The following is a 23,137-nucleotide window of genomic DNA, read 5'->3' on the forward strand; positions in this document are numbered from 1 at the left end:
CCTGTGCGAGCCGTTTTTGCGAAGCATTAACCAATTAAATTTAAAACTTGGCAGGATTCGTTGCAATGCCCAGTTTTGCGGGCCGGAAAACCTCACCCAAGGAATTCTATGGCTATGTTCCGTTCATCTCGCCGGCAAGCGGCATTCGATTTTGATCTCCTGACGCCGGAAACACCGGCGCGCCGAACGGCGCGGGCGGCAAACCCCGACCGCGATTTGGTAGACGCGGAATTTGTCACCATCAAGGAAAACCGTGTCCGCCAGCCGGGAAATGACAATCGCGGCGCGGCGCGTCGGCAAATGGTAAAACCGTCCATCACCATCGGTGCGCTTGGCCTCGCCTTCATCGGCTGGCTGGATCGCAGATTGTCGCGCCTTTCGGCGGATTCCTATTCGGCGCTGGTGGCGGGGCTTGCGATTTTTGTTTTCGTCTGCTCCGGTGGCCTGTCTGTCGTGGTGCCGGAAACGTCGGCGGTCGCCGCCTCGGTCAACCCGCTCGCCATTTCCCATGTCACCATCACGCCGCAGGAAGCGGGCGGCATGGATATATTGCTCATCAATGGCATCGTGGAAAACCATGGCGGCAACCTGGAAGAGGTGCCGGCCCTTCGCGCCGATCTTTTCGCCGCCAAGGGGCAGCTGGTGGCAAGCATGGTCATCGAGCCGCCGGTCAAGGAGATGCAGCCCGGTTTTAGCCACGGTTTTTCAGCAAAACTGCGCCATCCCGGTGGAAAAACACCCGAGATCAAGCTTTCCTTTGTTGAGGCGGGTGCGTCCGCACGCTGACTGTGCTAACGCGTGGTCTTCGTATTTTTACTGGAAGGTAAAATCGGCAAGGCGCAGCACAGGAGTAAGAATGCCCGTCGTCCGTGGAAAAAACATCGAGCCGCTCTACACCGCCGAGCAGATCGCCGAGCGCAATCGCGATATGGCCAAGCACATTGCCGGTGGCCCGACCAAGGATTTGCTGGTCATTGCCGTACTCAAGGGATCGTTCATTTTCGCGGCCGATCTTATCCGCGCGCTGCATGATAGCGGCCTTGCTCCCGAAGTCGAATTCATCACGCTTTCGAGTTACGGCGCCGGCACGGTTTCCCAAGGGGTGCGGATCGTCAAGGATATCGACAGCGATGTGAAGGACCGCGATGTCCTGCTGATCGACGACATTCTCGAATCCGGCCGAACGCTGCGTTTCGCCAAGGAACTGCTTTACGAGCGCGGCGCGCGCAACGTCACCATTGCCGTGCTGCTCGACAAGAAGGTCAAGCGCAAGGAAGATCTGGAGGCCGACTATGTCGGTTTCGAATGTCCTGACTATTTCGTCGTGGGTTACGGCATGGACGTGGCCTATGCCTTCCGCGAACTGCCCTTCGTCGGTGTGGTGACCGGCGACGCCTGAGCATATCTGCCGTGCCGGAACGGCACAGGGCGGAGACGCCTCATTAACCATTCACCCAGCCAAAGGTTGGGTGTTTACCTCTTGAAAAGAGGAGCCTGCGATGTTGCCCATGGCTGGAAATGATGCCCAGGAGCAATGAGTAATGGCGAAAATTCTGATTACCGAAGACGAGGATGCATTGCGGGCTTTCGTCGCCCGCGCGCTGCGTCTCGACGGTCACGAGACCCATGAGGCGGCTGACGGCGAGCAGGGGCTGGAGAAGCTTCAGGAAACCAGTTTCGATCTTCTTCTTTCGGATATCCGCATGCCGGTCATGGATGGCATCGAGCTGGCGCACCGCGCCGCCGAGAGCTTCCCGGCGATGCGCATTTTGCTGATGACGGGTTATGCCGAGCAGCGCGAACGCGCTGATGATCTGGCGACGAAGATTGTGGACGTGGTTTCCAAGCCCTTCGCGCTGCCGGATATTCGCAAGGCTGTGGCGCGGGCGCTGGCGGCCTGAGCGATAGGATTGCAGAGATTAAAGGGCGGCCTGCGGGCCGCCTTTTTGTTGAGGAGTTGTCCGCTCACTCCTCCGTCATGCTCGGGCCTGTCCCGAGGATCTGCCAACGTATTGATTTTATTCGACGTGGTTAGATCCTCGGCACAAGGCCGAGGATGACGTTGAGTGAATGTTCACCCTTCATCACCGACTTCAAGGGACTGCGACCTGCCCGGAAATTTAAACCGGACAGCAGTGGCACAAGGCCGAGGATGACGCTGTGGGGATGGTTACCCTTCAGTAGAAATCTTTCCAATCCTTACCGTATATCCAGCAACCGTTCTAGATAACGCCGTTCTACTTCACCCGGCGGGTTATTGCCGAGTTTTTCGCGGATAGCGTCGAGAATCTCGCGGGCACGCTGCACGTCGATCTCGTCAGGCACTTTCACCTGATCGCCGAAATCTGGACCGGTGGTGCTGCGCGGCCGGCCAAGCGGGTCACGGCCGTTTTGTCCGCCCTGACCGGCCATGCCTTCCTGACCCTGCCCAGGCTGCTGGCCCTGCTGGCGCATGGCCTGCATGATCTGGCCCATCATGTCCTGCGCGCCCTGGCGCAGCGCATTCAGCGCATTGCCCTGTCCTTCGACGGCCTGTTCGCCCTGGCCCTTGCCCAGCGCTTCGCCGGCGCCCTGCATTTCCTGCTGCGCCTTGCCGAAGTTCTCGCCCGGTTCCATGCCAAGATCACGAAGGCCCTGCTGCAGCTCGCCGAGCTGCTTGCCGAGGGCATCCTGCTGCGCCCGCAGGTTTTTCAGCGCCTCGCGCAACTGTTCAGCGGTCATCTGGTCGCTCGGCTGTTGTCGGCCCTGCTGACCATTTTGACCCTGTTCGCCTTGCTGGCCCTGCTGCGGCGGCTGGCCATTCTCGCCCATCTGCTGCTCGTCTTCGCCTTCGCCGCCCTGCTGCGGGTCGCCGCGCTGCATGCGGTCTCGAAGTGCCTGGTCGAGCTTGAAGGTCTCGTCCATCAGCTTCTGCTGCTGTTGGAGAATTTCGCCCAGCTTGTCTATCTGCTGGCGCATCTTGCTGCTCTGCTGCTGCCCCTGCTGGCCCTGACGCTGCGGGCGGCCAGCCTGCAGATTGTTCATCATGCGCTGCAACTGCGAGAGCATTTCCTGCGCGGCGTCACGATTGCCGGAACGGGCAAGGTTCTCGATCTGGTTCATCATGTTTTCCAGATCGCGCTGGCGCAATACGTTCTGTGCTTGGCTGTTCATGTTGGTCTGCGGCGCGTTCTGCATGCGCTGCGCAAGCTCGCTCATGAACTGCTGCATCGCCTCGCGCAGCTCCTGCATCAGCTTGGCAACTTCCTCATCGGAAGCATTGCGTTGTAGCGCCTCGGAAAGCGCGGTCTGCGCATCGCGCAGGCGCTTTTCCGCCTGTGAAAGATCGCCGTCCTCGATGCCGAGCGCGATCTCCCAGAGATAATCGGCCGTGTCCTTCAGCATCTCGTTGTTGTAGGCGAGGCGCATCCGCGTCTGCGCCGATTGCAGCAGGAGATAATGCGTGGTGTTGGGAATTGTCTCTTCCGGGCGCAGGCCCACGGCCTCGTTATAGGCGATCGCCTTCGGCATCTGGCGCGTATCGAGTGAGAAAATCTGCCGCTGTTCGGCAATGGAAGCTGCCAGCGGTTCGGAGAAATTGCGGCCTGGCAGTACCATTTCATGCGCGGGGCTGCGGCCCGTTTGGCCCGCACCATCGGTGGCAACCAGCGTGATACGCACGCGTTTGCCAGCCATCGGATGTTCGGTCAGGTTGCGGCTGGTCAGGCCCTTGATCTCGCGATTGTTCTGACGCGGCAGATCGAGCTTGAATTCCGGCGGCGGGTAAAGCGCTGTCGCGCCTTCCGCCACGCCGATAGGCTCGATGATGGCATGGGCTTCCTTCAGGCCATAATCGTCCTTGGCGGTGAAGCCGATTTCCAGCGCGCCGTTAACGGCGCGGCGCGGCATGTTGTCGAAGGCGATGCTGGGCGGCTGGTCAGGAATGACGTTAAACACCCATTGTTCGCCGTTGGCACTGATCATGCCGCTTTCGGTGACATCCATCGCGAAGGTGCGCGGCGCAATGGGTTGATCCGCAGAGCGGGCTGGGGTCTGAACAGCGACGTCGCCGCTGGCGCTGTCGCCACGCGCAGCTTCTGGCGCAAGCTTCTGCAATGCGCCCGCCATTTCCGGCTCGAAGGTCACTTCCTCACCGCCATCGCCGCCGGTCATGCGGATCGTCAGCCTGGAGGATTGCGGCACGGAAACCGCGTCGCGGTTCGTTGCGTCACGTCCGGTCAGGAAAATCGGCGCGCGGCCGGTATAGGCGGGTGGGGTGACCCAGGCATCGAGTCGGATATCTGGGTTGAGCGGACCAACGGCCGGTCGGCTGCGGAAAGCATCGGCAACCGTGCCCGCGCCGTTCGAATAGGAAAAACCGAAAGCAGTGACCAGAAGCAGTGCCGGAATGGCGCGCAGCGCCAGACGGTCATGCCGGGCGATATCGGGTTTCGGCAAGCCGGCATTGAGCGCGGCAATGCGCTCCGCCATGCGGATCTGGTGTTCTTTCCAGAGGGCGCGGGAAAACGGCGTGTCGAAAGCAGGTTCGTCTTCCTGCACGCCGACCGGCTGGTGCGCCAGGCCGTTACGATCTTCAAGAAGACGTGAGGCTTCATCATCCGTCGGCCATTTCAGCCGAAGGATCGGCAAAAGCGTGGCGATGAAACTGAAAACCAGAACGAAAACGATGCCGAGCCGCAGGAAATCCGGCATATGCCGGTAAAGGCCAAACCATGACAGCGCCAGAAATACGGCGGCGATGGAGAGAGGCCAGAGCGTTTTCGGCGCGATCTTCTCCGAGAGCAGCACGATTTTCGCGAAGAACCGCTTGGCCGCAACCCGCCGGGCAAGGTCCGGCCGCTGCGCGAATGCGCCGGTCGGGCGCTTTCTGCCTGTGCTGTCCTTACCCGCTGTGGTCATCAATCCGTTCTCCCGGTTCTGGCCACGTCGAACGCCATTCCCGGAACGGCGAGCTGTTCATATCACAGGGGCAAGGATAACATTGTTTGTGGCGAAGACGAGGGCACCTAGGCCCTCACCCCCATTTTTTAGGCAGCTTCGCTTGATTGTGATCGATTGCGCAGAGTCAATCGAGCCAGGCGGGCACGGAATCGAGGGCGATCAGTTCCTCATAGGTGCCGCGGGGGCGGATGACGTGGAACCTCTCGCCCTTGACGAGCACCTCCGGCACCAGCAGACGCGAATTATAGGTGCCGGCCTGCACCGCGCCATAGGCGCCGGCGGAACTGACGGCGATGAGATCGCCCGGCTGCGGTGCCGCCATCTCGCGGTCGAGCGCCAGATAATCGCCGGTCTCGCAGACCGGGCCGACGATATCGGCCTTAATGCGCGGCGCGTCTTCGGAGGGCTGCACCACCGGGCGGATGCCGTGATAGGCCTCGTAGAGCGTCGGGCGGATAAGGTCGTTCATAGCACCATCGACGATCACGAAGGTTTTGTCGCCGCCATCTTTCACATAGAGCACTTCCGTCACCAGAATGCCGGCATTGCCGACAATCAGGCGGCCGGGCTCGGTGACGATCTTGCAGTTGAGGCTTTTGAGCTCGTTCTTGACGATATGAGCATAGGCATCCGGCAGCGGCGGCGGATTGTTGTCGTCGCGGTATGGAATGCCGAGACCGCCGCCAATATCGACGTGGCTGATCGCATGGCCATCGGTACGCAGCACTTCCACCAGTTCGCGCAGCAGCCGGAAGGCATCTTCGAAAGGCTGCAATTCGGTGATCTGGCTGCCGATATGCATGTCGATGCCGGTGACGTCGATGCCGGGCAGGGTGGCGGCATGGGCATAGACCGCACGCGCCCGCTCATAGGAAATGCCGAACTTGTTTTCTTTTTTACCGGTGGAAATCTTGGCGTGGGTGCGCGCATCCACATCCGGATTGATGCGGAAGGAGACATGCGCCCGTTTGCCGGCCTTGACGGCACGCAGGTTGAGGACTTCCAATTCCGGTTCGGATTCGATGTTGAAGCAATAGATGCCGGCTTCCAGCGCGTAATCCATTTCGGCAACGGTCTTGCCGACACCGGAGAACATGATGCGGCTTGCGGGCACGCCGGCAGCCAGTGCGCGGCGCAATTCACCGCCCGAGACGACATCGATGCCGGCGCCGAGCTTCGCCAGCGTCTTCAGCACCGCCTGGTTGGAATTGGCCTTCATGGCGTAACAGACCATGGCGTCCACATCCGCGAAAGCGCCTGAGAACACCTTGTAGTGGCGCTCCAGTGTCGCGGTGGAATAGACATAGAAGGGCGTGCCGACCGCCTTGGCGATCTCGGGCACGGGCACGTTTTCGGCGTGCAGCACGCCGTCGATATAGCCAAAATGGTTCACGGCTTTTTACCCGTCAGAGAAGCTTGTCGAGGATGAACGGCCGTTCCGCCGTCGCGGGCTTCGGCTCGCTGCCATCGGCGGCGCGTTTGTTGCGCATTTCGACCGGCGTGCTCGGCGGGTCGATGTCGCCCTTACGCCCGCAGGCGCTGAGAGCGAGGCTGACGGCGAGCGTCATGCCGATGGGAACGATGAGTTTGCGCGCGGTTTTTGAAAGCATGAGCCTGTCCAAAGGAAATATGTGCCTCTCTGATAACGAAAAACAGGGCGCTTGTGCACCCTGTTTCTTGTGATCGCAGCGTAACGTGAATTTATCAGTTGCGTCCACGCCACCAGGCGATCTGCTTCCTCACTTCCGAAGGAGCGGTGCCGCCAAAGCTTGTGCGGCTGGCGACCGATGCCTCGACCGAGAGAACGTCGAAAATACCGTTGGTGATGTCGGGGTGGATGGCCTGCAATTCTTCCAGCGAAAGATCGGCCAGATCGCAGCCTTTCTTTTCCGCCAGCGCCACGGCATTGCCGGTCACATGGTGGGCATCACGGAAGGGCAGGCCCGCCTCGCGCACCAGCCAGTCGGCGAGATCGGTGGCCGTGGAATAACCCGAACCGGCCGCCGCACGCATACGGTCCTTACGTACTTCAAGGTCGCGGATCATGCCGGTCATGGCGGCAATCGCCAGTTCAAGGCTTTCGGCGGAGTCGAAAACCTGTTCCTTGTCTTCCTGCATGTCCTTGGAATAGGCGAGCGGCAGGCCCTTCATGACAGTCAGAAGTGCGACCAGCGAGCCGTTGATGCGGCCGGTCTTGGCGCGCACCAGTTCGGCGGCGTCAGGGTTCTTCTTCTGCGGCATGATCGAGGAGCCGGTGGAGAAGGCATCCGACAGGCGAATGAAGCCGAATTGCGGGGTCGACCAGATGACGATCTCTTCGGCCAGCCGCGACAGATGCGTGGCGCAGATCGAGGCGATCGACAGGAACTCCAGCGCGAAATCGCGGTCGGATACGGTGTCGATGGAGTTGCGGGTCGGCTCGCGGAAACCGAGTGCCTTTGCTGTCATGTGGCGGTCGATAGGGTAGCCGGTGCCGGCGAGGGCGGCCGCGCCGATCGGGCTTTCGTCCATATGCTCGATGGCGTGGCGCACGCGGGCGCGGTCACGACCGAACATTTCCACATAGGCCATGCAATGGTGGCCGAAGGTGACGGGCTGGGCCGTCTGCAAATGGGTGAAGCCGGGCATCACGGTATCGGCATTTTCTTCGGCGCGGTCGAGGAAGGCGGCGATGAGGGCGGTCAACATGCCCTCGGTCTTCTGCAATTCTTCCTTCACCCACAGGCGGAAATCGAGCGCCACCTGGTCGTTGCGCGAGCGGGCGGTGTGCAGGCGGCCGGCTGCCGTGCCGATGAGGGTTGCAAGGCGCGCCTCGATGTTCATGTGAATATCTTCGAGCTTGCGCGAGAATTCGAAGGTGCCGGCTTCGATCTCTGACAGGATCGTGTTCAGCCCCTCGATGATCTTGTCTTTATCTTCCGTCGAAATAATGCCTTTAGATGCCAGCATGGTGGCATGCGCCATAGAGCCGCGGATGTCCTGGGCATAAAGCTTCTTGTCGAAGCCGATGGAGGCATTTATCTCTTCCATGATGGCTGATGGCCCGGAAGCAAAACGTCCGCCCCACATCTGGTTGGAGGATTTCTGATCTGTGCCGTCAGCCATGTTTAGTGCCCTGGAGTATTCGATGACAGAAAAAACGCCGTTCAGGCTTCCTTCCGCCAAGTTGGTTGCAATTGCTGCCGTTGCCGGTGTGCTCGCCGGTGCTGGCGCGGTCGGGTTCAGGCATATTGGGTCTGAGAGCCCGGTTCAAGGGGCTGCGGTGGCAGAGGGCGGTTTATGTGAGGGTGCGGCAAACCGCATCGGCTCGCTGAAGCCGTTTCTGAAGGGGCAGGTGGCTGCCATGTCGGCGGCGGACAGGCCGCGTGTCATCCCGCTGTCGTTCAAGGGGCCCGAGGCCAAGGACATGACGCTTGCCGATCTCAAGGGCAAGGCGGTTCTTCTCAATCTCTGGGCCACATGGTGTGTGCCCTGCCGCGAAGAGATGCCGGCTCTGAACGCGCTGGAAAAGGAAAAGGGCGGAGACAAGTTCGAGGTTGTGGCCGTCAATATCGATGTCGGCACGGATGAAAAGCCGAAAGCCTTCATGGATGAATATAAGATCGACGCGCTGAAGCATTACCGCGACAGTTCCATGGGCGTCTTCAACGTTCTGAAAAAGGAAGGTCTGGCTTTCGGCCTGCCGGCCACCCTGCTGTTGGATGAAAACGGCTGCCTGCTGGGCGCCATGAACGGCCCGGCCGCCTGGGACAGCGAGGATGCGAAAGCGTTGGTGACGGCTGCGACTGGAAAATAATGCGGTTGGCGGATATTTGGGGTTTGTGAGCTGCAACCTCCAACCTGCATCAAATCGGGCCTTTCCAGTGGACGGGTCGGTGCAGACAAGCCGCTGACGGCCACGTATGATGCTTGTGCCTTCCGCCATGATTGGGTGCCGATATGGATTGCTTATTCCCCGGCTCGGTCTTGCCCTCGCCATAGGCCTGCTGGTCGGCCTTGAGCGTGGCTGGCGGGAGCGTGATGCGCCGGCGGGCAGCCGCACCGCCGGGATCAGGACATATGGTATTGCCGGCTTACTGGGCGGCATCTTCGGCGTATTGGCCGCCGAGCAGAACAACACCTTCACATTTGCGGCGGGCTTTCTTGGATTCGCATTCAGTTTTTCGTGGTTCAAGCTGCGCGAGGCACGTCATGACGACGATTTCAGTGTCACCGGCGTTGCCGCAGCGCTCTGCGTCTTCGCTCTTGGGGGGCTTGCGGTAACAGCGCAATATCAGGCGGCGGCGGCCGGTGGCGCTACCCTTGCCGCACTGCTTGCAGGCAGGGACGTTCTTCACCGCATGTTAAAGCGGCTGACATGGATCGAACTGCGCTCCGCGCTGGTTCTTGCCGTGATGACCGCCGTCGGCCTGTCGCTCCTTCCGAATCGGGCAATGGATCCCTGGGGCGGGTTCAATCCTTGGGAAATATGGCTTTTCACCGTCCTCAGCGCCACGATTTCTTATTGCGGCTATATTGCCGTGCGCCTCCTCGGCTCAACGCGTGGGCTGGTGGTTACCGGGCTGGCTGGCGCGCTCGTCTCATCGACCGCCGTAACAGCGAGCTTCGGACAGAAGGCAAAAAACGGTGAAAACGTGTGGCCACTGGCCGGTGTGGCAGCATTGGCTGCGGCTGTATCGTTGCTGCGGGTTCTCGTTGTCGTTCTCGCTCTCTCGCTGACGACTTTTTCCCTCATTGCACCGACCGTGTCGACTGCTGCTTTTGTTCTCGCATTGATCGGAAGCGGCCTGATAAGGTTCGACAAAGCGCAGGCAAATCAGGAAGTCGACGCCAAAAATCCGTTTGACCTAGCGCCCCTTGCCATTTTCGCCATGCTTTTTGCCGTGACGAGAACGCTGAACGCCGTTCTACTCGTCTGGATAGGCACGGCCGGCTTCATTGCCCTCACGGCCTTATCGGCAATATTCGACGTCGATGTCGCGGTTTTCAGCGCGCTGAGAACCGACGCACAAAATCTTTCGCCCGATACCGTAGCGATCGCGATCCTTGCCGCTCTCGCTGCCAACGCCGCAGGGCGCGTATTCGTTGCCGCCGTTTCCGGAACGCTCTTTTATTACGGCTTGCTCACGGCTGCATCGATCATCGCTGCCGGTGCCGGAGCGATCACCTACCTGCTTATTGGCTGAAGGTCGCGTAAAGGGTTCAGCGTGTCGGAACCGGCGTCTCGCCGCGGTAATCGTAAAAGCCACGACCGGATTTGCGGCCGAGCCAGCCGGCCTCGACATATTTGACCAGCAGTGGGCACGGGCGGTACTTGCTGTCGGAGAGACCGTCATGCAGCACCTGCATGATCGACAAACAGGTATCGAGACCGATGAAATCGGCAAGCTGCAGAGGACCCATCGGGTGGTTTGCGCCGAGCCGCATGGCGGTGTCGATGGCTTCCACCGAACCGACGCCCTCATACAGCGTGTAGATCGCCTCGTTGATCATCGGCAGAAGGATGCGGTTGACGATGAAGGCGGGGAAATCCTCGGCGACGGTGATCGCCTTTTCGAGCGTCCGCACATAGGCCTTTGCCGCGTCGAAGGTCTTTTCGTTGGTAGCGATGCCGCGCACCAGCTCGACCAGTTTCATGACGGGCACCGGGTTCATGAAGTGAATGCCCATGAACTGTTCGGGACGGTCGGTGGCGGAAGCAAGCCGGGTGATGGAAAGTGAAGACGTATTGGTGGCGAGCAGCGCCTCGGGTTTCAGGACCGGGCAGACCTGCGCATAAATCTTGCGTTTGATTTCTTCATTTTCCGTGGCGGCCTCGATGACGATATCCATCGGCGCCAGATCATTGACGTCGGTCGATCCGCTGATGAGCGTCAGCGCCTGCTTGCGGACGTCGTCGGAAAGCTTGCCGTTGGTCACCTGGCGGGCGAGATTGCCGTTGATCGTGGCAAGGCCGGCCTCGATGCCTTCCTTCGAAAGATCGTAGATATGGACCCGGTAGCCGGCAATGGCGGAAACATGCGCAATGCCACATCCCATCTGACCGGCTCCGATGACACCGATGTTTTTAAAGGGGGCGGTCATATGCGGTTCTCCCATGTGATGCATCTGCAAATTCGCTGGCGATGTTACGCATATCGCCGAAAAAGAGAAGGCGGCGCGTTCAAAAAACGCGCCGCCTTCATCATGTATTTAAAATCAAAGGGCTTTTTGAAGTTCGGGCAGGGCCTCGAACAGGTCTGCGACGAGACCGTAATCGGCAACCTGGAAAATCGGCGCTTCTTCATCCTTGTTGATGGCGACGATGACCTTCGAATCCTTCATGCCGGCCAGATGCTGGATGGCGCCCGAAATACCGGCAGCGATGTAAAGCTGCGGGGCGACCACCTTGCCGGTCTGGCCCACCTGCCAGTCGTTCGGCGCGTAACCGGCATCGACGGCCGCGCGGCTCGCACCAACGGCGGCACCCAGCTTGTCGGCGACGGGAAGGATGACTTCCTTGAACTTTTCCGACGAGCCAAGCGCGCGGCCACCGGAGATGATGATCTTCGCAGAGGTCAGTTCCGGACGGTCGGAAGAAGCCAGAGCATCGGAAACGAAGCTGGAGACACCGGGATTTTCAGCAGCAGCGATCGTCTCGACGGATGCCGAACCACCTTCGGTCGCGGCCGCAAAGGCGGTCGGACGCACGGTGATGACCTTCTTGGCGTCGCTTGCCTGCACCGTCTGGATGGCGTTGCCGGCATAGATCGGGCGCTTGAAGGTGTCAGGCGATACGACCTCGATGATTTCCGAGACCTGCGCCACGTCGAGCAGCGCTGCCACGCGCGGCAGCACGTTCTTGGCAGATGCCGTCGCCGGCGCGATGATGACGTCATAGGAGGGGCTGAGCGAAACGACCAGCGCCGCCAGCGGCTCGGCAAGCGCGTTGGCATAGGAGGCGTCGTCGGCGAGCAGCACCTTGGAGACGCCCGTCAGCTTCGCGGCCGCGTCAGCAGCGCCCTTGGCGCCAGAACCGGCGACCAGCACATGCACGTCGCCGCCGATCTGCGTTGCCGCCGTCAGCGTCTTTGCCGTCAGGTCGGAAAGGGTTGCGTTGTCGTGTTCTGCCAGAAGAAGAATGGCCATAAGAATATCTCCCTTTTCCGAAACCTTAGAGGACGCCGTCGGCTTTGAGCTTTTCGACCAGTTCGGCAACCGAGCCGACCTTGATGCCGGCCTTGCGGCCTGCGGGCTCCTCGGTCTTCAGCACCTTCAGGCGCGGCGAAACATCGACGCCGAAATCTGCCGGAGCCTTTTTGTCGAGCGGCTTCTTTTTTGCCTTCATGATGTTCGGCAGCGAGGCGTAACGCGGCTCGTTCAGACGAAGATCGGTGGTGACGACGGCTGGCAGTTTCAGTTCGACAGTCTGCAGGCCGCCATCGACTTCGCGGGTGACCGCGACCTTGCCGTCAGCCGGTACGACCTTGGAGGCAAACGTGCCCTGGCCCCAGCCGAGCAGGGCTGCCAGCATCTGGCCGGTCTGGTTCGAATCGTCATCGATCGCCTGCTTGCCAACGATGACAAGACCGGGCTGCTCAGCCTCGGCCACGCCCTTCAGGAGCTTGGCGACGGCGAGCGGCTCGACGGTTTCGTCGGTCTCGATCAGGATGGCACGGTCGGCGCCCATGGCGAGCGCGGTGCGCAGCGTTTCTTCCGCCTTGGCCGGGCCGATGGAGACGACCACGACCTCTTCGGCCTTGCCGGCTTCCTTCAGGCGAAGGGCCTCTTCCACCGAGATTTCGTCGAACGGGTTCATCGACATCTTCACATTGGCAAGCTCAACGCCAGAACCATCCGACTTCACGCGGATCTTCACGTTGTAGTCGACGACTCGTTTAACGGGGACAAGGATTTTCATCGGCGGCTTTCCTCAAACTCCTGTCCGCGGGGCGGGTAAACCGCGCGGACCTCCAAAAACAGGTGGCGACATGGATAAGCATTTTTCCCGCAAATACAACGGAGCAATCTTCATTATCACATGCACGTAAGGCATATCTTACGTTGACGTTAACGTAAATACTGTATCTCTGAAGAGAGGTATCATCTGCCCCCGTCATAGCCCCGTTCGATTTGCGACAACCCTGCCGTTTGCGACGTATTCTTGAACTGCGCCGCCCTCGGCGCAACAATGGAGCGGTCAAACAGGGGAACACCCGGCCTGCGCATGAAAATCACCATGATCGCGCCCGCCAGGATGCCGCCCACATGCGCGCCCCAGGAAACGTTTTCCTCCAGCCCCAGCGCCAGCATCAGGAATTGCTGACCGATCCACAGCGCCAGCGGAATGAAGGCGGGCAGGGGAAGCGGAATGCGCATCAGGACCAGCACCCAGACACGTACCCTTGGATGCAGCAGGAAATAGGCCGCTACCACACCGGAAACCGCGCCCGATGCACCGATCAGCGGCCCTTCCGAAGTGGGGGCGACAAAGCCGTGAAACAGGGCGCCGGCAATCGCGCAGACGAGGTAGAAGATCAGGAACCGGAAGTGACCGAGCGCATCCTCGACATTGTCGCCGAAGACCCAGAGAAACAGCATGTTGCCGGCCAGATGCCAGAAATCGAGATGCATGAACGCATAGGTGACGACGGTGAGATCATCAGGCACCACCTGCAGGGCCGGTTCCAGCGTGGCGTAATCGAATACCACGGCAGGGATGAAACCGAGGCCGAGCGCTGCGGGGTTGGCTTGCACGTCGCTGGCAAGCACGCCGGTAAACAGCCAGACCAGCACATTGATCACGATCAGGCCGATGGTCACATATTGCAGCCGGATATGTTTGAGGGAATTCGCATCGTGCAGCGGGATGAACATCGAACGCCCTTCGTTTGCGCCATGGACAGGCTTTAGCGGTTCTTGCCCGGAACCCACAATATGTCGGCCCTACCTGCCTCATTGGCGAGGCGGGCGGCGACGAACAGGAAATCCGACAGGCGATTGGCATATTTCAGGGCCGCCGGACTAACGATCTCGTTGTCAGTGACGGAAAGTTCCACCATCAACCTCTCCGCTCGCCGGCAGACGGTGCGCGCCATGTGCAGATTGGCCGCTGCCGCGCTGCCGCCCGGCAGCACGAAGGAGGTGAGCGGTTCAAGGTCGGCATTAAGCTCATCGATCTCGTTTTCCAGCCGCGTGACCTGGCTTTCGACGATGCGCAACGGCTCGTAGGAAAGCGGCTCGCCATTATCAGGCGTGGCGAGATCGGCGCCGAGATCGAAAAGATCGTTCTGGATGCGGAACAGCATGGCATCCAATGTCTCCAGCCCGCCGGTATGGAGCCGCGCGATGCCGATGGCCGAATTGGTTTCGTCGACCGTGCCATAAGCCTCAACGCGAAGATCGTGCTTCAGGCGGCGCGGGCCGGAAACCAGCGCCGTCGTGCCCTTGTCGCCGGTGCGGGTGTAAATCTTGTTCAGCTTCACCATGTCAGCGGCCACCACCCGTGAGCCAGAGGGTGAGCATGATCAGCACGATGGCGATGGCCTGCAACAGCAGACGCAGCTGCATCAGCTTGTTGGAGCGGTTGGCGTCCTGTCCCTTCAGCATGTTGAAGAGGCCGCGTATCAGCACGATGACGACAAGGCCCATGGCGATAAGGGCCAGAACAGTGGTGAAGCCGGACATTTAGGGGTTACTCCTCCTCAATCGAATCTGCGCAGCAGACGATAGAACAGTCCGGCAGGCAAGAGCCGTTTCAGGATAAGCCCCTGTTTGGCTGGAACGGTGACGGGATAATGCGGTTTCGGTCTGGCGGCGGTCAGGGCATGTTTCAGTACGGCATAAACGGCCTCGGGGCCGAGCTTGTGGCGGTTGACGGGGCCTGAACCATCCATGCGCGCCAGCTGGCGTTTATATTCCGCCGCATGGGCCGAATTTTGCAGATCGATCTTGTCCTTGACGTGGGCAAGCGCCGTTGCCGTGAATTTCGAGGTAATCGGACCGGGTTCGATCAGGCTCACATGGATGCCGCTGCCCTGGAGCTCCATGCGCAGTGTGACGCCCAGGCCCTCGATGGCGAATTTCGATGCGGTGTAGGCGCCGCGATAGCGATAGGGCACGAGGCCGAGAATGGAGGAGCAATGCACGATACGGCCCGAACCACGCTTGCGCATGAAGGGAATGATCCGTCGTGTCAGATCGTGCCAGCCGAAGACATTGGTTTCGAACTGGGCTCTCAGCGCTTCGACAGGCAGGTCTTCCACCGCGCCCGGCTGGCCATAGGCGCCGTTATTGAAGAGCGCGTCAATGCGGCCGCCGGTCCGGGCTGCTACGGTAGCCACCAGCGCGGCGATGGTTTCGGGCTTGGTGTAATCCATGATCAGGGTTTCGATGCCCTGATTTTCGAGGGCGGCCATGTCGACGATGCGTCGTACGGTGGCAAAAACCCGCCAGCCGTCCCGCTGAAGCGCGCCGGCGCAATAGGCGCCGATGCCGGAAGAACATCCGGTGATGATGATGACCGGTTTTTCAGACATGTTCCGCTCCGCCAATGGTCTTTGCGCCAGGTTGCGCCCAGGTTTACAAAATTAAATTGCGCGAAATCCTTTTCGGCAATGGAACCGAAAGCCGGGCCTGCGCGCTGTACAAAGCGAAGCTGACTTCCCATATTCGGGGCGAAGTTACAAATGAAATGCCGATGAATGGAGGTGACATGGTTGCCGCAGTGCGCCTGGCAGGCAAGGTTGCCTTCGATGCCTATTCCCATTTCGCCGAGGATGACGGCTGGGCGATGGCGAGCCATATGGCGCTCTCCATCCTGCTGGCGCTTTTCCCGTTTCTGATCTTCGGCACGGCTCTGGCCGGTTTTCTCGGGGCCGACCAGTTTTCCGAAACCGCGGTGCATCTGATTTTCGATACCTGGCCGGCGGCGATCGCCGGGCCGTTGGCAGCGCAGGTGCAGCAGGTGCTGACCATTCCGCGCGGCGGGCTGCTGACGATCTCGGTGCTGGCCGCCGCCTACTTTGCCTCCAACGGTGTCGAGGCGCTGCGCATTTCGCTCAACCGCGCCTATCGTGTTACCGAGACGCGCTGGTGGTATGTTACCCGCCTGCTCAGCCTGCTTTATGTGCTGATCGCGGTGGTGGTTTTTACCGGCATCAGCATCGTGCTCGTCGCCGTGCCGGTCGCCACCTCCTTTGCCGAGGCGCGATTTCCGTGGCTGACGGATTTGCTGAACACCGTCTCCAGCCTCGGCCTCTATGGCACGATCGTGGTGCTGACGGCGGGGCTGGTGGCCGCGCATCTGTGGCTGCCCGCCGGCAAGCGCCGCATCTGGGATGTGTGGCCGGGTATCCTGCTGACGATGATCTTCTGGGTCATCGGTGCGGCGATCTTTGCCTATTATCTCTCCACCTTCGCCAATTATGCCGCCACCTATGCCGGTCTCGCCTCTGTCATGGTGGTTCTGGTCTTCCTTTATATGGTCGGCGTCATCTTCATGCTCGGCGCGGAGGTGAATGCGGCGCTGATGAAATACAAGGTTCGCCAGATCATCCGCCGCAATATCGGCAGCAACGGCGCGCGCCGCGAGCGGGCGCTAGATGAGGCCGACAAGCCTGCGGATATCTGAGGGCGCGGCACCTTCTGCACGGAGGGTGGAGAGCCCCGTGCTTCCTTCGCTTTTCGAAAGCTTGCGGCCGTCCGCACCGAGGAGCAGCCGGTGATGGTGATAGGTCGGTTGCGGCAGGTCCAGCAGATGCTGCAGCAGGCGGTGAATGGCGGTGGCGTGAAACAAATCCATGCCGCGCACCACGTGGGTGATGCCCTGCAGCGCATCATCCACCACGACGGAAAGATGATAGCTCGAAGGTGCGTCTGAGCGCGACAGCACGACATCGCCCCAAAGGGCGGGCTGGGCCTCGATTTTCCCCGTCTCGCCATCGCCGCTCTCCTGCCAGAACAGGGCATTGCCGGCGGCGCGGATCGCCTTTTCCATGTCGAGCCGCCAGGCGTGCTGCCGACCGGAGGCAAGCAGCGCTGCCCGTTCCGCGTCGGGCCTGTCGCGGTCCACCGATGGATAGAGCGGCGCGCCATCGGGATCGCGTGGCCAGAGCCCGCCGTCTGCCTCGAAGGCCTTGACGATGGCTTTTGTTTCTCCACGGCTGAGAAAGGCGGGATAGGCAAGGCCCATGTCAATCAGCCTGTCCAGCACCCCGCGGTAGGCGTCGAAATGTTCCGATTGCCGCCGCACCGGCTTTTCCCAGTCGAGACCCAGCCAGCCGAGATCGTCATAGATCGCCTGCTCCAATGCCGGTGTGCAGCGTGTCTGGTCGATATCCTCGATGCGCAGCAGAAAGCGGCCGCCATTGTCCCGCGCCATATCATGGTTCAGGAAGGCGGAAAGCGCGTGGCCGAGATGTAGCAGGCCGTTGGGGCTTGGCGCAAAACGGTAAACCGGTTTTTGACGGAGAGGCGAAGGCATGGTTTCTTCTGCCATGTTTTAAAGTGCCCCGCCAGCCGGCTGGCGGCTCAGGGAATGACCGATATGAAAATCATCACCGGGATGGATGACATCAGCGAAGGGCTGGACCATCTCGCCCGCCTCGATCCTGCGCTCAGCCCCGTCATCGAAAAAGCAGGCCCGCTGGAATTGCGCATTCACGAACCCGGCTTTGCAGGCCTTGCCCATATCGTCGTGTCGCAGATGGTCTCGCGCGCCAGTGCCAATGCCATATGGGTGCGTATACTTGCCGGCACCGGCGGCAAGGTGACGGCGGAAAACTACTTGGCCGTATCGGAGGAATTGCGTGCCACCTTCGGCCTTTCGCGTGCCAAGGCCACGACGCTGGAAGGGCTGGCGCGGGCCGTCACGCAAGGGCAGGTCGATCTGGACGGTGTGGTGCGCAAGGAGGCGGGTGCTGCCTTTTCGGAGCTGGTGGCGCTACGTGGTATCGGGCCATGGACGGCGGAGGTCTATCTGATGTTCTGCGGCGGGCACCCGGATATTTTTCCGGTCGGGGATGTGGCGCTGAGATCTGCGGTGGCGCATGCGCTTGATCTGGAGGTGAGGCCGGACGGGAAGTGGCTGGCGGAGCGGGCGACGCTCTGGTCGCCATGGCGTTCCGTCGCCGCCCGGCTTTTCTGGGGCTATTATGCCAATATCATGCGGCGCGCCATGGTGCCTTTGCCCTGAGCGGGCTGCCTAAAAATCTGCGATCTGGTAGGGCAATGCCCCGCGCGACAGATGATCGAAATGCAGTTTGCGTTTTAACGGCGGCACGGCGCGCTGCACGCAATCCACCCTCTCGCAGACCCGGCAGGATATGCCGATCGGTTTGAAGGATGCGGCATTGCCGAGATCAAGCGTATCGGCATAAACGAAGTTCTGCGCGTGGGAAATCTCGCAGCCGAGTGCGATGGCGTAACGCGGTCTCTCCGTATTGAAACCGGCGCCGGCCTTTTCGATCTGGGTGGCAATGGAAAGATAGCGCACGCCGTCAGGCGTTTCCGCCAGCTGCCGCACGATCCTGTCGGAGCTTTCGAAAGCCTGATGGATATTCCACAGCGGACAGGCCGCGCCGAAACGGGCAAATTGCAGCCGCGTGGCGCTGTGGCGTTTGGTGATGTTGCCGGCGCGGTCGATCTTGGCGAAAAAGATCGGCACGCCCTTCATGCCTGGCCGTTGCAGCGTACTCAACCGGTGGGCCACCTGTTCGAGGCTCGCACCGAACCGCACGGCCAGAAGTTCGAGATCGTGACGCAGTTCCTGAGCCGCCCGATGAAATTGGCCATAGGGCAGGATGAGGGCTGCGGCGAAATAATTATGCAGCCCGATACGACAGATTTCTGCGGCTTCAGCATTGCGGAAACCTGCACCGGAAAGCACCCTGTCCACCGTCGCGCCAGCATGAAGCTGGGCGATCTGCAATGCCAGCTGAAAACAGCGGGTCGGCGCGGCCATGTAGGAACTGAGAGTGAGCGTCTTGCCGGCGGGATCGAAATGCCGGATCAGCCCACCCGCCGCCTCCGTTCTTGTGATGTGGATGCCGTAACGGCTGCGCAGATGCGCCGCGAGAATTCCGTAGGTCTCGCCGCCTTCGATCTCCAGTTCCTGCGCCAGCTCCTCGGCCAGAAGATCGATCTCTGCGACGTAATTGTCGACGAAGTGGAAGAAGTCGCGAACCTCCTCATAGGGTGTTCTCTCCACCTGCGCGGTGCCGCGGCCCAGCCGGTCATCCAGCTGCACCAGCTGCTCGCTGTTCTGGCGATAGGCTTGATGGGCGCGCAGCAGCGCATGGGCAAAACCCGGCGCGTTCTGGGCGATCAACTTCAATTCCTGAAGCCCCGGCTCGTAATTCATAAATAGCGGGTCTTTCAACGCTTCGCGCACGGCGGAGACCAGCCGGTCGTTTTCGCCGGTCGCCAGTTCGGCCATGTCGAGCTGGAATTTTTCCACCAGCGTCACCAGAACGCTGGCCGAAACCGGGCGCTGGTTGTTTTCGATCTGGTTCAGATAGCTCGCCGAGATGCCCAGCCGTTCGGCAAATTGCGCCTGCGTGGCGCGGGCATTTTCGCGAAGGCCACGCACCTTGCGGCCGATGAAGAGTTTTTCCGTCGCCATGTTGCAACTTTGCAAAATTTAATATTGCAAATATTTATGGCACGCATACGCGCACGATCAAGGCTTCTAGGCGAATGTTTTCTAAGCTATTGATTTTGAGGAAACGCATGGAGGAAACATGCCCGGCATTCTGGAGCAATTGGAAACGCGGCGGGAAGAAGCGCGGCTGGGCGGTGGCGTCAAGCGCATCGAGGCGCAGCATGCCAAGGGCAAGCTGACGGCGCGCGAGCGCATCGATGTAATGCTGGATGAAGGCTCCTTCGAAGAATACGATATGTATGTCACCCACCGGGCGGTGGATTTCGGCATGGCGGAGCAGAAGGTGGCGGGCGACGGTGTCGTCACCGGCTGGGGCACCATCAATGGCCGGCAGGTTTATGTGTTTTCCCAGGATTTCACCGTGCTCGGCGGTTCGCTGTCTGAAACCCATGCGCAGAAAATCTGCAAGATCATGGATATGGCGGTGCGCAACGGCGCGCCTGTAATCGGCCTCAACGACAGCGGCGGTGCGCGTATTCAGGAGGGGGTCGCCTCGCTCGGCGGTTATGCCGACGTCTTCAAGCGCAATGTCATCGCCTCCGGTGTCGTGCCGCAAATCTCCGTCATCATGGGGCCTTGTGCCGGCGGTGCGGTCTATTCGCCTGCCATGACCGATTTTATCTTCATGGTGCGCGACACCTCTTACATGTTCGTGACCGGGCCGGATGTGGTGAAGACGGTCACCAACGAGATCGTCACTGCCGAAGAGCTGGGTGGGGCCTCTACCCATACGAAAAAATCCTCGGTTGCCGATGGCGCTTATGAAAACGACATCGAGACGCTGGAACATGTGCGGCTGCTGTTCGATTTCCTGCCGCTCAACAATCGCGAAAAACCGCCGGTCCGGCCGTTCCATGACGACCCGGCGCGGCTGGAAGCGCGGCTCGACACGCTGATCCCCGACAGTTCCAACAAGCCCTATGACATGAAGGAACTGATCCACGCGCTGGCCGATGAGGGCGATTTCTTCGAGTTGCAGGAAGCCTTTGCCCGCAACATCATCACCGGCTTCATCCGTCTCGAAGGCCAGACGGTGGGTGTCGTCGCCAACCAGCCGATGGTGCTGGCCGGCTGCCTCGATATCGACAGTTCGCGCAAGGCCGCCCGTTTCGTGCGCTTCTGCGATGCCTTCAACATTCCGCTGCTGTCGCTGGTGGATGTGCCGGGCTTTCTGCCGGGAACGGCACAGGAATATGGCGGCGTCATCAAGCACGGCGCGAAACTGCTGTTTGCCTATTCCGAGGCGACGGTGCCGATGGTGACGCTGATCACCCGCAAGGCCTATGGCGGCGCTTATGACGTGATGGCCTCCAAGCACATTGGCGCGGATGTGAATTACGCTTGGCCGACGGCGGAAATCGCCGTCATGGGCGCCAAGGGGGCAGCGGAAATCCTTTACCGTTCCGAGCTTGCTGATCCGGACAAGATCGCGGCGCGCACGAAGGAATATGAGGAGCGTTTCGCCAATCCCTTCGTGGCGGCAGAGCGCGGTTTCATCGATGAGGTGATCATGCCGCATTCCTCGCGCCGTCGCATCGCCCGTGCGTTTGCCTCACTGCGGGGCAAGAGCGTCGAAACCCGCTGGAAGAAACACGATACTATTCCGCTCTGATCCCGCTGCGGGGCTGGAAAAATGCTTCGGCCACCTTACTATATTGATGTTCAGGCGCCCGGATGTCCGGATGTCCTCCCGAAACGAACAAGGACACATTTTCATGGCCGAAAATTCCTCCGCCGATAATTTCCCCGCCGGATATGAACCGCCCAAGGTCTGGACCTGGGACAAGGGCAATGGCGGCCAGTTCGCCAATATCAACCGCCCGATCGCCGGTCCCACCCATGACAAGGAACTGCCCGTCGGCAAGCACCCGCTGCAGCTTTATTCGCTGGCGACGCCGAATGGCCAGAAGGTCTCGATCATGCTGGAAGAATTGCTGGCCGCCGGCCACAAGGGCGCAGACTATGATGCGTGGCTGATCAAGATCGGCGAAGGCGACCAGTTTGGCTCCGGTTTCGTCGGCGTCAATCCGAACTCCAAAATCCCGGCGCTGATGGATCATTCGACGCCTGAGCCGACGCGGGTTTTCGAGAGCGGCTCCATCCTTGTTTATCTCGCGGAAAAATTCGGTGCTTTCCTGCCGAAAGAGGGCAATGCCCGCACGCAGGCGCTGAACTGGCTGTTCTGGCAGATGGGCTCGGCCCCGTTCCTCGGCGGCGGTTTCGGCCATTTTTACGCCTATGCGCCGATCAAGATCAAATATGCGATCGACCGCTACGCCATGGAAGTTAAACGCCAGCTTGATGTGCTGGATCGGCATCTCGCCGAAAACCGCTATCTGGCCGGTGATCAGTATACGATCGCCGACATGGCCGTCTGGCCGTGGTATGGCAAGATCGCGCTCGGCCAGGCCTATGGCGATGCCGGTGCTTTCCTTGAAGCCGATGGCTATAAGAACCTCATGCGCTGGACGCTTGAAATCGGCGAACGCCCGGCGGTCAAGCGTGGCGTGATCGTCAACAAAACCTCGGGCGATCCGTCCGAACAACTGCATGAACGCCACGATGCTTCTGACTTCGACACGAAGACACAGGACAAGATCGGTAAGGCATAACGACAAGACTAGAGCGCTTCTGGTTTTAATGGGACCATGGAAGCGCTCTAATCATTTGAACTACGCATTTTCCGCAGGTAAAGGCGAAGCCGCTTTTAATGGAAATACTTCTCGAAGGATAAAACATGGCGAACCTGCCCGAAATGACCAAACACAAGGGGTTTCCCTCCGGCATGCCGAGCACGGGCATCCAGTTCACCATCCGCCGGGCCAACCCCAAAGGGGTGACGCCCATCAAGATGATACCCCGTAGGGCGCGCGACGATTCCAAGGAGCATCGTATCGATGCCGCCTTCCTGCATTCGCTCTGGCACCATTTCGGTCCGGAACCGTTCGAGCGCGGCAATCTGGACGCTGCCCGCTTAAGCCTGCTGTTCGGCCGTGAGGTCGTGGCGGCGGAAAAGAATTTCGATCCGCTTTCCTATCAGGCGATGCTTGTCATCGACGAGCGCGTCGCCCGGCAGAACTTCCCGGAATCCTTCGAGAATTTTTTCGAGATTTGAGGGCAGGCGACGGGATTTTTCCTGAGGGGAGGAGGAACATGATTGTCGACATACTCCATATGGACCTGCAATGGCTGCGGCGCTGGCTAAGGCAACGGCACGGCGGTGACGGACGCAGGATATCCGGCAATCATGATCTGAAACCCAGGATGACGCCGGAGGCCGCCCGGCTCGATCACCGGCAGATGCTGCGTTTCATGGCGCTCAATGCGGCCATCGGCGTGCTGATCGGCATCGGTGTCGGTGCGGCGCTGCTTTTTCTCGACATTGGCGGTTTGGGTGCCCGCATCGGCCGGGCCGCAAATCCGGTCGTGCCGGTGCTGCTGGTCGTCGTGCCCATCGCGTCGCTGTTCGGCGCGGCTGCCGCCGCCTCGGCCATCCTGATGATGCCCTATGAAAAGAAGTTCCGCGACGATGATGACGATGCGAGGGGAGAATAA

At 60.4% G+C, this 23,137-nt stretch carries 24 protein-coding genes; 11 read left to right on the forward strand and 13 right to left on the reverse strand.

Annotation, left to right across the window (positions count from 1 at the left end; all coding sequences use genetic code 11):
- The first annotated feature begins 114 nt into the window (after positions 1-114).
- From NYR50_RS20855 to NYR50_RS20865, 3 genes are all read left to right on the forward strand, one after another.
- Positions 115-786, forward strand: coding sequence for a hypothetical protein (locus NYR50_RS20855; protein WP_418138007.1), 672 nt, complete (start codon positions 115-117; stop codon positions 784-786).
- A 70-nt stretch (positions 787-856) separates the two neighbouring features.
- Positions 857-1,399: a hypoxanthine phosphoribosyltransferase gene (gene hpt, locus NYR50_RS20860; protein ID WP_003497442.1), complete on the forward strand. Its 543-nt coding sequence runs from the start codon at positions 857-859 to the stop codon at positions 1,397-1,399.
- Between the two features lie 142 nt (positions 1,400-1,541).
- The gene (locus NYR50_RS20865; RefSeq protein WP_006310388.1) at positions 1,542-1,901 is read left to right on the forward strand and encodes a response regulator; all 360 of its coding nucleotides are present in this window, start codon (positions 1,542-1,544) and stop codon (positions 1,899-1,901) included.
- A 298-nt stretch (positions 1,902-2,199) separates the two neighbouring features.
- Here NYR50_RS20865 and NYR50_RS20870 read toward each other — a convergent pair whose 3' ends face one another.
- The 4 genes from NYR50_RS20870 to argH all read right to left on the reverse strand — a co-directional run bounded on the left by NYR50_RS20870 (position 2,200) and on the right by argH (position 8,046).
- The gene (locus tag NYR50_RS20870; protein ID WP_174010065.1) at positions 2,200-4,899 is read right to left on the reverse strand and encodes a TIGR02302 family protein; all 2,700 of its coding nucleotides are present in this window, start codon (positions 4,897-4,899) and stop codon (positions 2,200-2,202) included.
- Between the two features lie 166 nt (positions 4,900-5,065).
- Complete coding sequence (gene lysA, locus NYR50_RS20875; RefSeq protein ID WP_418138008.1) at positions 5,066-6,334, reverse strand: diaminopimelate decarboxylase; 1,269 nt, start codon at positions 6,332-6,334, stop codon at positions 5,066-5,068.
- 13 nt (positions 6,335-6,347) lie between these two features.
- Positions 6,348-6,551: an LPS translocon maturation chaperone LptM gene (gene lptM / locus NYR50_RS20880; RefSeq protein ID WP_003509930.1), complete on the reverse strand. Its 204-nt coding sequence runs from the start codon at positions 6,549-6,551 to the stop codon at positions 6,348-6,350.
- 94 nt (positions 6,552-6,645) lie between these two features.
- Positions 6,646-8,046, reverse strand: coding sequence for an argininosuccinate lyase (gene argH / locus NYR50_RS20885; RefSeq protein ID WP_174010063.1), 1,401 nt, complete (start codon positions 8,044-8,046; stop codon positions 6,646-6,648).
- Positions 8,047-8,068: 22 nt separating this feature from the next.
- On the opposite strand from argH, the gene tlpA reads away from it, so the two are divergent.
- Positions 8,069-8,737 carry a thiol:disulfide interchange protein TlpA gene (gene tlpA, locus NYR50_RS20890; protein ID WP_174010062.1) on the forward strand — a complete coding sequence of 223 codons (669 nt, stop codon included), beginning with the start codon at positions 8,069-8,071 and terminating at the stop codon, positions 8,735-8,737.
- A gap of 148 nt (positions 8,738-8,885) precedes the next feature.
- Entirely contained in the window at positions 8,886-10,127 is a 1,242-nt protein-coding gene (locus tag NYR50_RS20895) for an MgtC/SapB family protein (RefSeq protein WP_236777134.1), read from the forward strand.
- 16 nt (positions 10,128-10,143) lie between these two features.
- On the opposite strand, the gene NYR50_RS20900 is transcribed toward NYR50_RS20895, so the two are convergent.
- The 7 genes from NYR50_RS20900 to NYR50_RS20930 form a co-directional block, all read right to left on the reverse strand.
- The gene (locus tag NYR50_RS20900) at positions 10,144-11,025 is read right to left on the reverse strand and encodes a 3-hydroxybutyryl-CoA dehydrogenase (RefSeq protein ID WP_174010061.1); all 882 of its coding nucleotides are present in this window, start codon (positions 11,023-11,025) and stop codon (positions 10,144-10,146) included.
- 114 nt (positions 11,026-11,139) lie between these two features.
- Positions 11,140-12,069 (reverse strand): electron transfer flavoprotein subunit alpha/FixB family protein, encoded by a 930-nt coding sequence (locus tag NYR50_RS20905; protein WP_174010060.1) that lies wholly within the window; start codon positions 12,067-12,069, stop codon positions 11,140-11,142.
- Positions 12,070-12,094: 25 nt separating this feature from the next.
- The gene (locus NYR50_RS20910; RefSeq protein ID WP_010973172.1) at positions 12,095-12,841 is read right to left on the reverse strand and encodes an electron transfer flavoprotein subunit beta/FixA family protein; all 747 of its coding nucleotides are present in this window, start codon (positions 12,839-12,841) and stop codon (positions 12,095-12,097) included.
- Positions 12,842-13,023: 182 nt separating this feature from the next.
- Positions 13,024-13,797 (reverse strand): rhomboid family intramembrane serine protease, encoded by a 774-nt coding sequence (locus NYR50_RS20915; protein ID WP_174010059.1) that lies wholly within the window; start codon positions 13,795-13,797, stop codon positions 13,024-13,026.
- A gap of 32 nt (positions 13,798-13,829) precedes the next feature.
- The gene (locus NYR50_RS20920; RefSeq protein ID WP_174010058.1) at positions 13,830-14,408 is read right to left on the reverse strand and encodes a cob(I)yrinic acid a,c-diamide adenosyltransferase; all 579 of its coding nucleotides are present in this window, start codon (positions 14,406-14,408) and stop codon (positions 13,830-13,832) included.
- Between the two features lies 1 nt (position 14,409).
- Positions 14,410-14,607, reverse strand: coding sequence for a twin transmembrane helix small protein (locus NYR50_RS20925; protein ID WP_006315578.1), 198 nt, complete (start codon positions 14,605-14,607; stop codon positions 14,410-14,412).
- 17 nt (positions 14,608-14,624) lie between these two features.
- Entirely contained in the window at positions 14,625-15,458 is an 834-nt protein-coding gene (locus tag NYR50_RS20930) for an SDR family oxidoreductase (protein ID WP_174010057.1), read from the reverse strand.
- A 176-nt stretch (positions 15,459-15,634) separates the two neighbouring features.
- On the opposite strand from NYR50_RS20930, the gene NYR50_RS20935 reads away from it, so the two are divergent.
- A complete protein-coding gene (locus tag NYR50_RS20935; RefSeq protein ID WP_174010056.1) occupies positions 15,635-16,552 on the forward strand; it encodes a YihY/virulence factor BrkB family protein in 918 nt (305 codons plus the stop codon).
- On the opposite strand, the gene gluQRS is transcribed toward NYR50_RS20935, so the two are convergent.
- Complete coding sequence (gluQRS, locus tag NYR50_RS20940) at positions 16,520-17,419, reverse strand: tRNA glutamyl-Q(34) synthetase GluQRS (RefSeq protein WP_418138009.1); 900 nt, start codon at positions 17,417-17,419, stop codon at positions 16,520-16,522. The two genes, NYR50_RS20935 and gluQRS, sit on opposite strands and share 33 nt — an antisense overlap.
- Positions 17,420-17,458: 39 nt before the next feature.
- Here gluQRS and NYR50_RS20945 point away from each other — a divergent pair, with 39 nt between their 5' ends.
- Positions 17,459-18,115, forward strand: a complete 657-nt coding sequence (locus NYR50_RS20945) for a DNA-3-methyladenine glycosylase family protein (RefSeq protein WP_236777133.1) — start codon at positions 17,459-17,461, stop codon at positions 18,113-18,115.
- Between the two features lie 9 nt (positions 18,116-18,124).
- Here the strand turns inward: NYR50_RS20945 and NYR50_RS20950 are convergent, their stop codons facing one another.
- Complete coding sequence (locus NYR50_RS20950) at positions 18,125-19,543, reverse strand: helix-turn-helix domain-containing protein (protein WP_418138010.1); 1,419 nt, start codon at positions 19,541-19,543, stop codon at positions 18,125-18,127.
- 118 nt (positions 19,544-19,661) lie between these two features.
- On the opposite strand from NYR50_RS20950, the gene NYR50_RS20955 reads away from it, so the two are divergent.
- From NYR50_RS20955 to NYR50_RS20970, 4 genes are all read left to right on the forward strand, one after another.
- On the forward strand, positions 19,662-21,194 hold the full coding sequence (locus NYR50_RS20955; protein ID WP_174010053.1) for an acyl-CoA carboxylase subunit beta: 1,533 nt from the start codon (positions 19,662-19,664) through the stop codon (positions 21,192-21,194).
- Positions 21,195-21,297: 103 nt separating this feature from the next.
- Positions 21,298-22,194 (forward strand): glutathione-dependent disulfide-bond oxidoreductase, encoded by an 897-nt coding sequence (gene yghU, locus NYR50_RS20960; RefSeq protein ID WP_010973164.1) that lies wholly within the window; start codon positions 21,298-21,300, stop codon positions 22,192-22,194.
- Positions 22,195-22,319: 125 nt separating this feature from the next.
- Complete coding sequence (locus NYR50_RS20965) at positions 22,320-22,697, forward strand: hypothetical protein (RefSeq protein WP_174010052.1); 378 nt, start codon at positions 22,320-22,322, stop codon at positions 22,695-22,697.
- A gap of 38 nt (positions 22,698-22,735) precedes the next feature.
- Positions 22,736-23,137 carry a hypothetical protein gene (locus NYR50_RS20970; RefSeq protein WP_174010051.1) on the forward strand — a complete coding sequence of 134 codons (402 nt, stop codon included), beginning with the start codon at positions 22,736-22,738 and terminating at the stop codon, positions 23,135-23,137.

This window comes from Agrobacterium sp. El2ro-1b, assembly GCF_048298475.1.
GTDB lineage: Bacteria > Pseudomonadota > Alphaproteobacteria > Rhizobiales > Rhizobiaceae > Agrobacterium > Agrobacterium fabrum.

Coding starts and splice junctions, on each gene's coding strand:
- yghU (WP_010973164.1), top strand. CDS start 21,298: ATGGCCGAAAATTCCTCCGCCGATAATTTCCCCGCCGGATATGAACCG.
- NYR50_RS20865 (WP_006310388.1), top strand. CDS start 1,542: ATGGCGAAAATTCTGATTACCGAAGACGAGGATGCATTGCGGGCTTTC.
- NYR50_RS20925 (WP_006315578.1), bottom strand. CDS start 14,607: ATGTCCGGCTTCACCACTGTTCTGGCCCTTATCGCCATGGGCCTTGTC.
- NYR50_RS20870 (WP_174010065.1), bottom strand. CDS start 4,899: ATGACCACAGCGGGTAAGGACAGCACAGGCAGAAAGCGCCCGACCGGC.
- tlpA (WP_174010062.1), top strand. CDS start 8,069: ATGACAGAAAAAACGCCGTTCAGGCTTCCTTCCGCCAAGTTGGTTGCA.
- NYR50_RS20955 (WP_174010053.1), top strand. CDS start 19,662: ATGCCCGGCATTCTGGAGCAATTGGAAACGCGGCGGGAAGAAGCGCGG.
- NYR50_RS20855 (WP_418138007.1), top strand. CDS start 115: ATGTTCCGTTCATCTCGCCGGCAAGCGGCATTCGATTTTGATCTCCTG.
- NYR50_RS20910 (WP_010973172.1), bottom strand. CDS start 12,841: ATGAAAATCCTTGTCCCCGTTAAACGAGTCGTCGACTACAACGTGAAG.
- hpt (WP_003497442.1), top strand. CDS start 857: ATGCCCGTCGTCCGTGGAAAAAACATCGAGCCGCTCTACACCGCCGAG.
- NYR50_RS20915 (WP_174010059.1), bottom strand. CDS start 13,797: ATGTTCATCCCGCTGCACGATGCGAATTCCCTCAAACATATCCGGCTG.
- NYR50_RS20920 (WP_174010058.1), bottom strand. CDS start 14,408: ATGGTGAAGCTGAACAAGATTTACACCCGCACCGGCGACAAGGGCACG.
- NYR50_RS20970 (WP_174010051.1), top strand. CDS start 22,736: ATGATTGTCGACATACTCCATATGGACCTGCAATGGCTGCGGCGCTGG.
- argH (WP_174010063.1), bottom strand. CDS start 8,046: ATGGCTGACGGCACAGATCAGAAATCCTCCAACCAGATGTGGGGCGGA.
- NYR50_RS20965 (WP_174010052.1), top strand. CDS start 22,320: ATGGCGAACCTGCCCGAAATGACCAAACACAAGGGGTTTCCCTCCGGC.
- NYR50_RS20935 (WP_174010056.1), top strand. CDS start 15,635: ATGGTTGCCGCAGTGCGCCTGGCAGGCAAGGTTGCCTTCGATGCCTAT.
- NYR50_RS20945 (WP_236777133.1), top strand. CDS start 17,459: ATGACCGATATGAAAATCATCACCGGGATGGATGACATCAGCGAAGGG.
- gluQRS (WP_418138009.1), bottom strand. CDS start 17,419: ATGGCAGAAGAAACCATGCCTTCGCCTCTCCGTCAAAAACCGGTTTAC.
- NYR50_RS20930 (WP_174010057.1), bottom strand. CDS start 15,458: ATGTCTGAAAAACCGGTCATCATCATCACCGGATGTTCTTCCGGCATC.
- NYR50_RS20900 (WP_174010061.1), bottom strand. CDS start 11,025: ATGACCGCCCCCTTTAAAAACATCGGTGTCATCGGAGCCGGTCAGATG.
- NYR50_RS20950 (WP_418138010.1), bottom strand. CDS start 19,543: ATGGCGACGGAAAAACTCTTCATCGGCCGCAAGGTGCGTGGCCTTCGC.
- lptM (WP_003509930.1), bottom strand. CDS start 6,551: ATGCTTTCAAAAACCGCGCGCAAACTCATCGTTCCCATCGGCATGACG.
- NYR50_RS20905 (WP_174010060.1), bottom strand. CDS start 12,069: ATGGCCATTCTTCTTCTGGCAGAACACGACAACGCAACCCTTTCCGAC.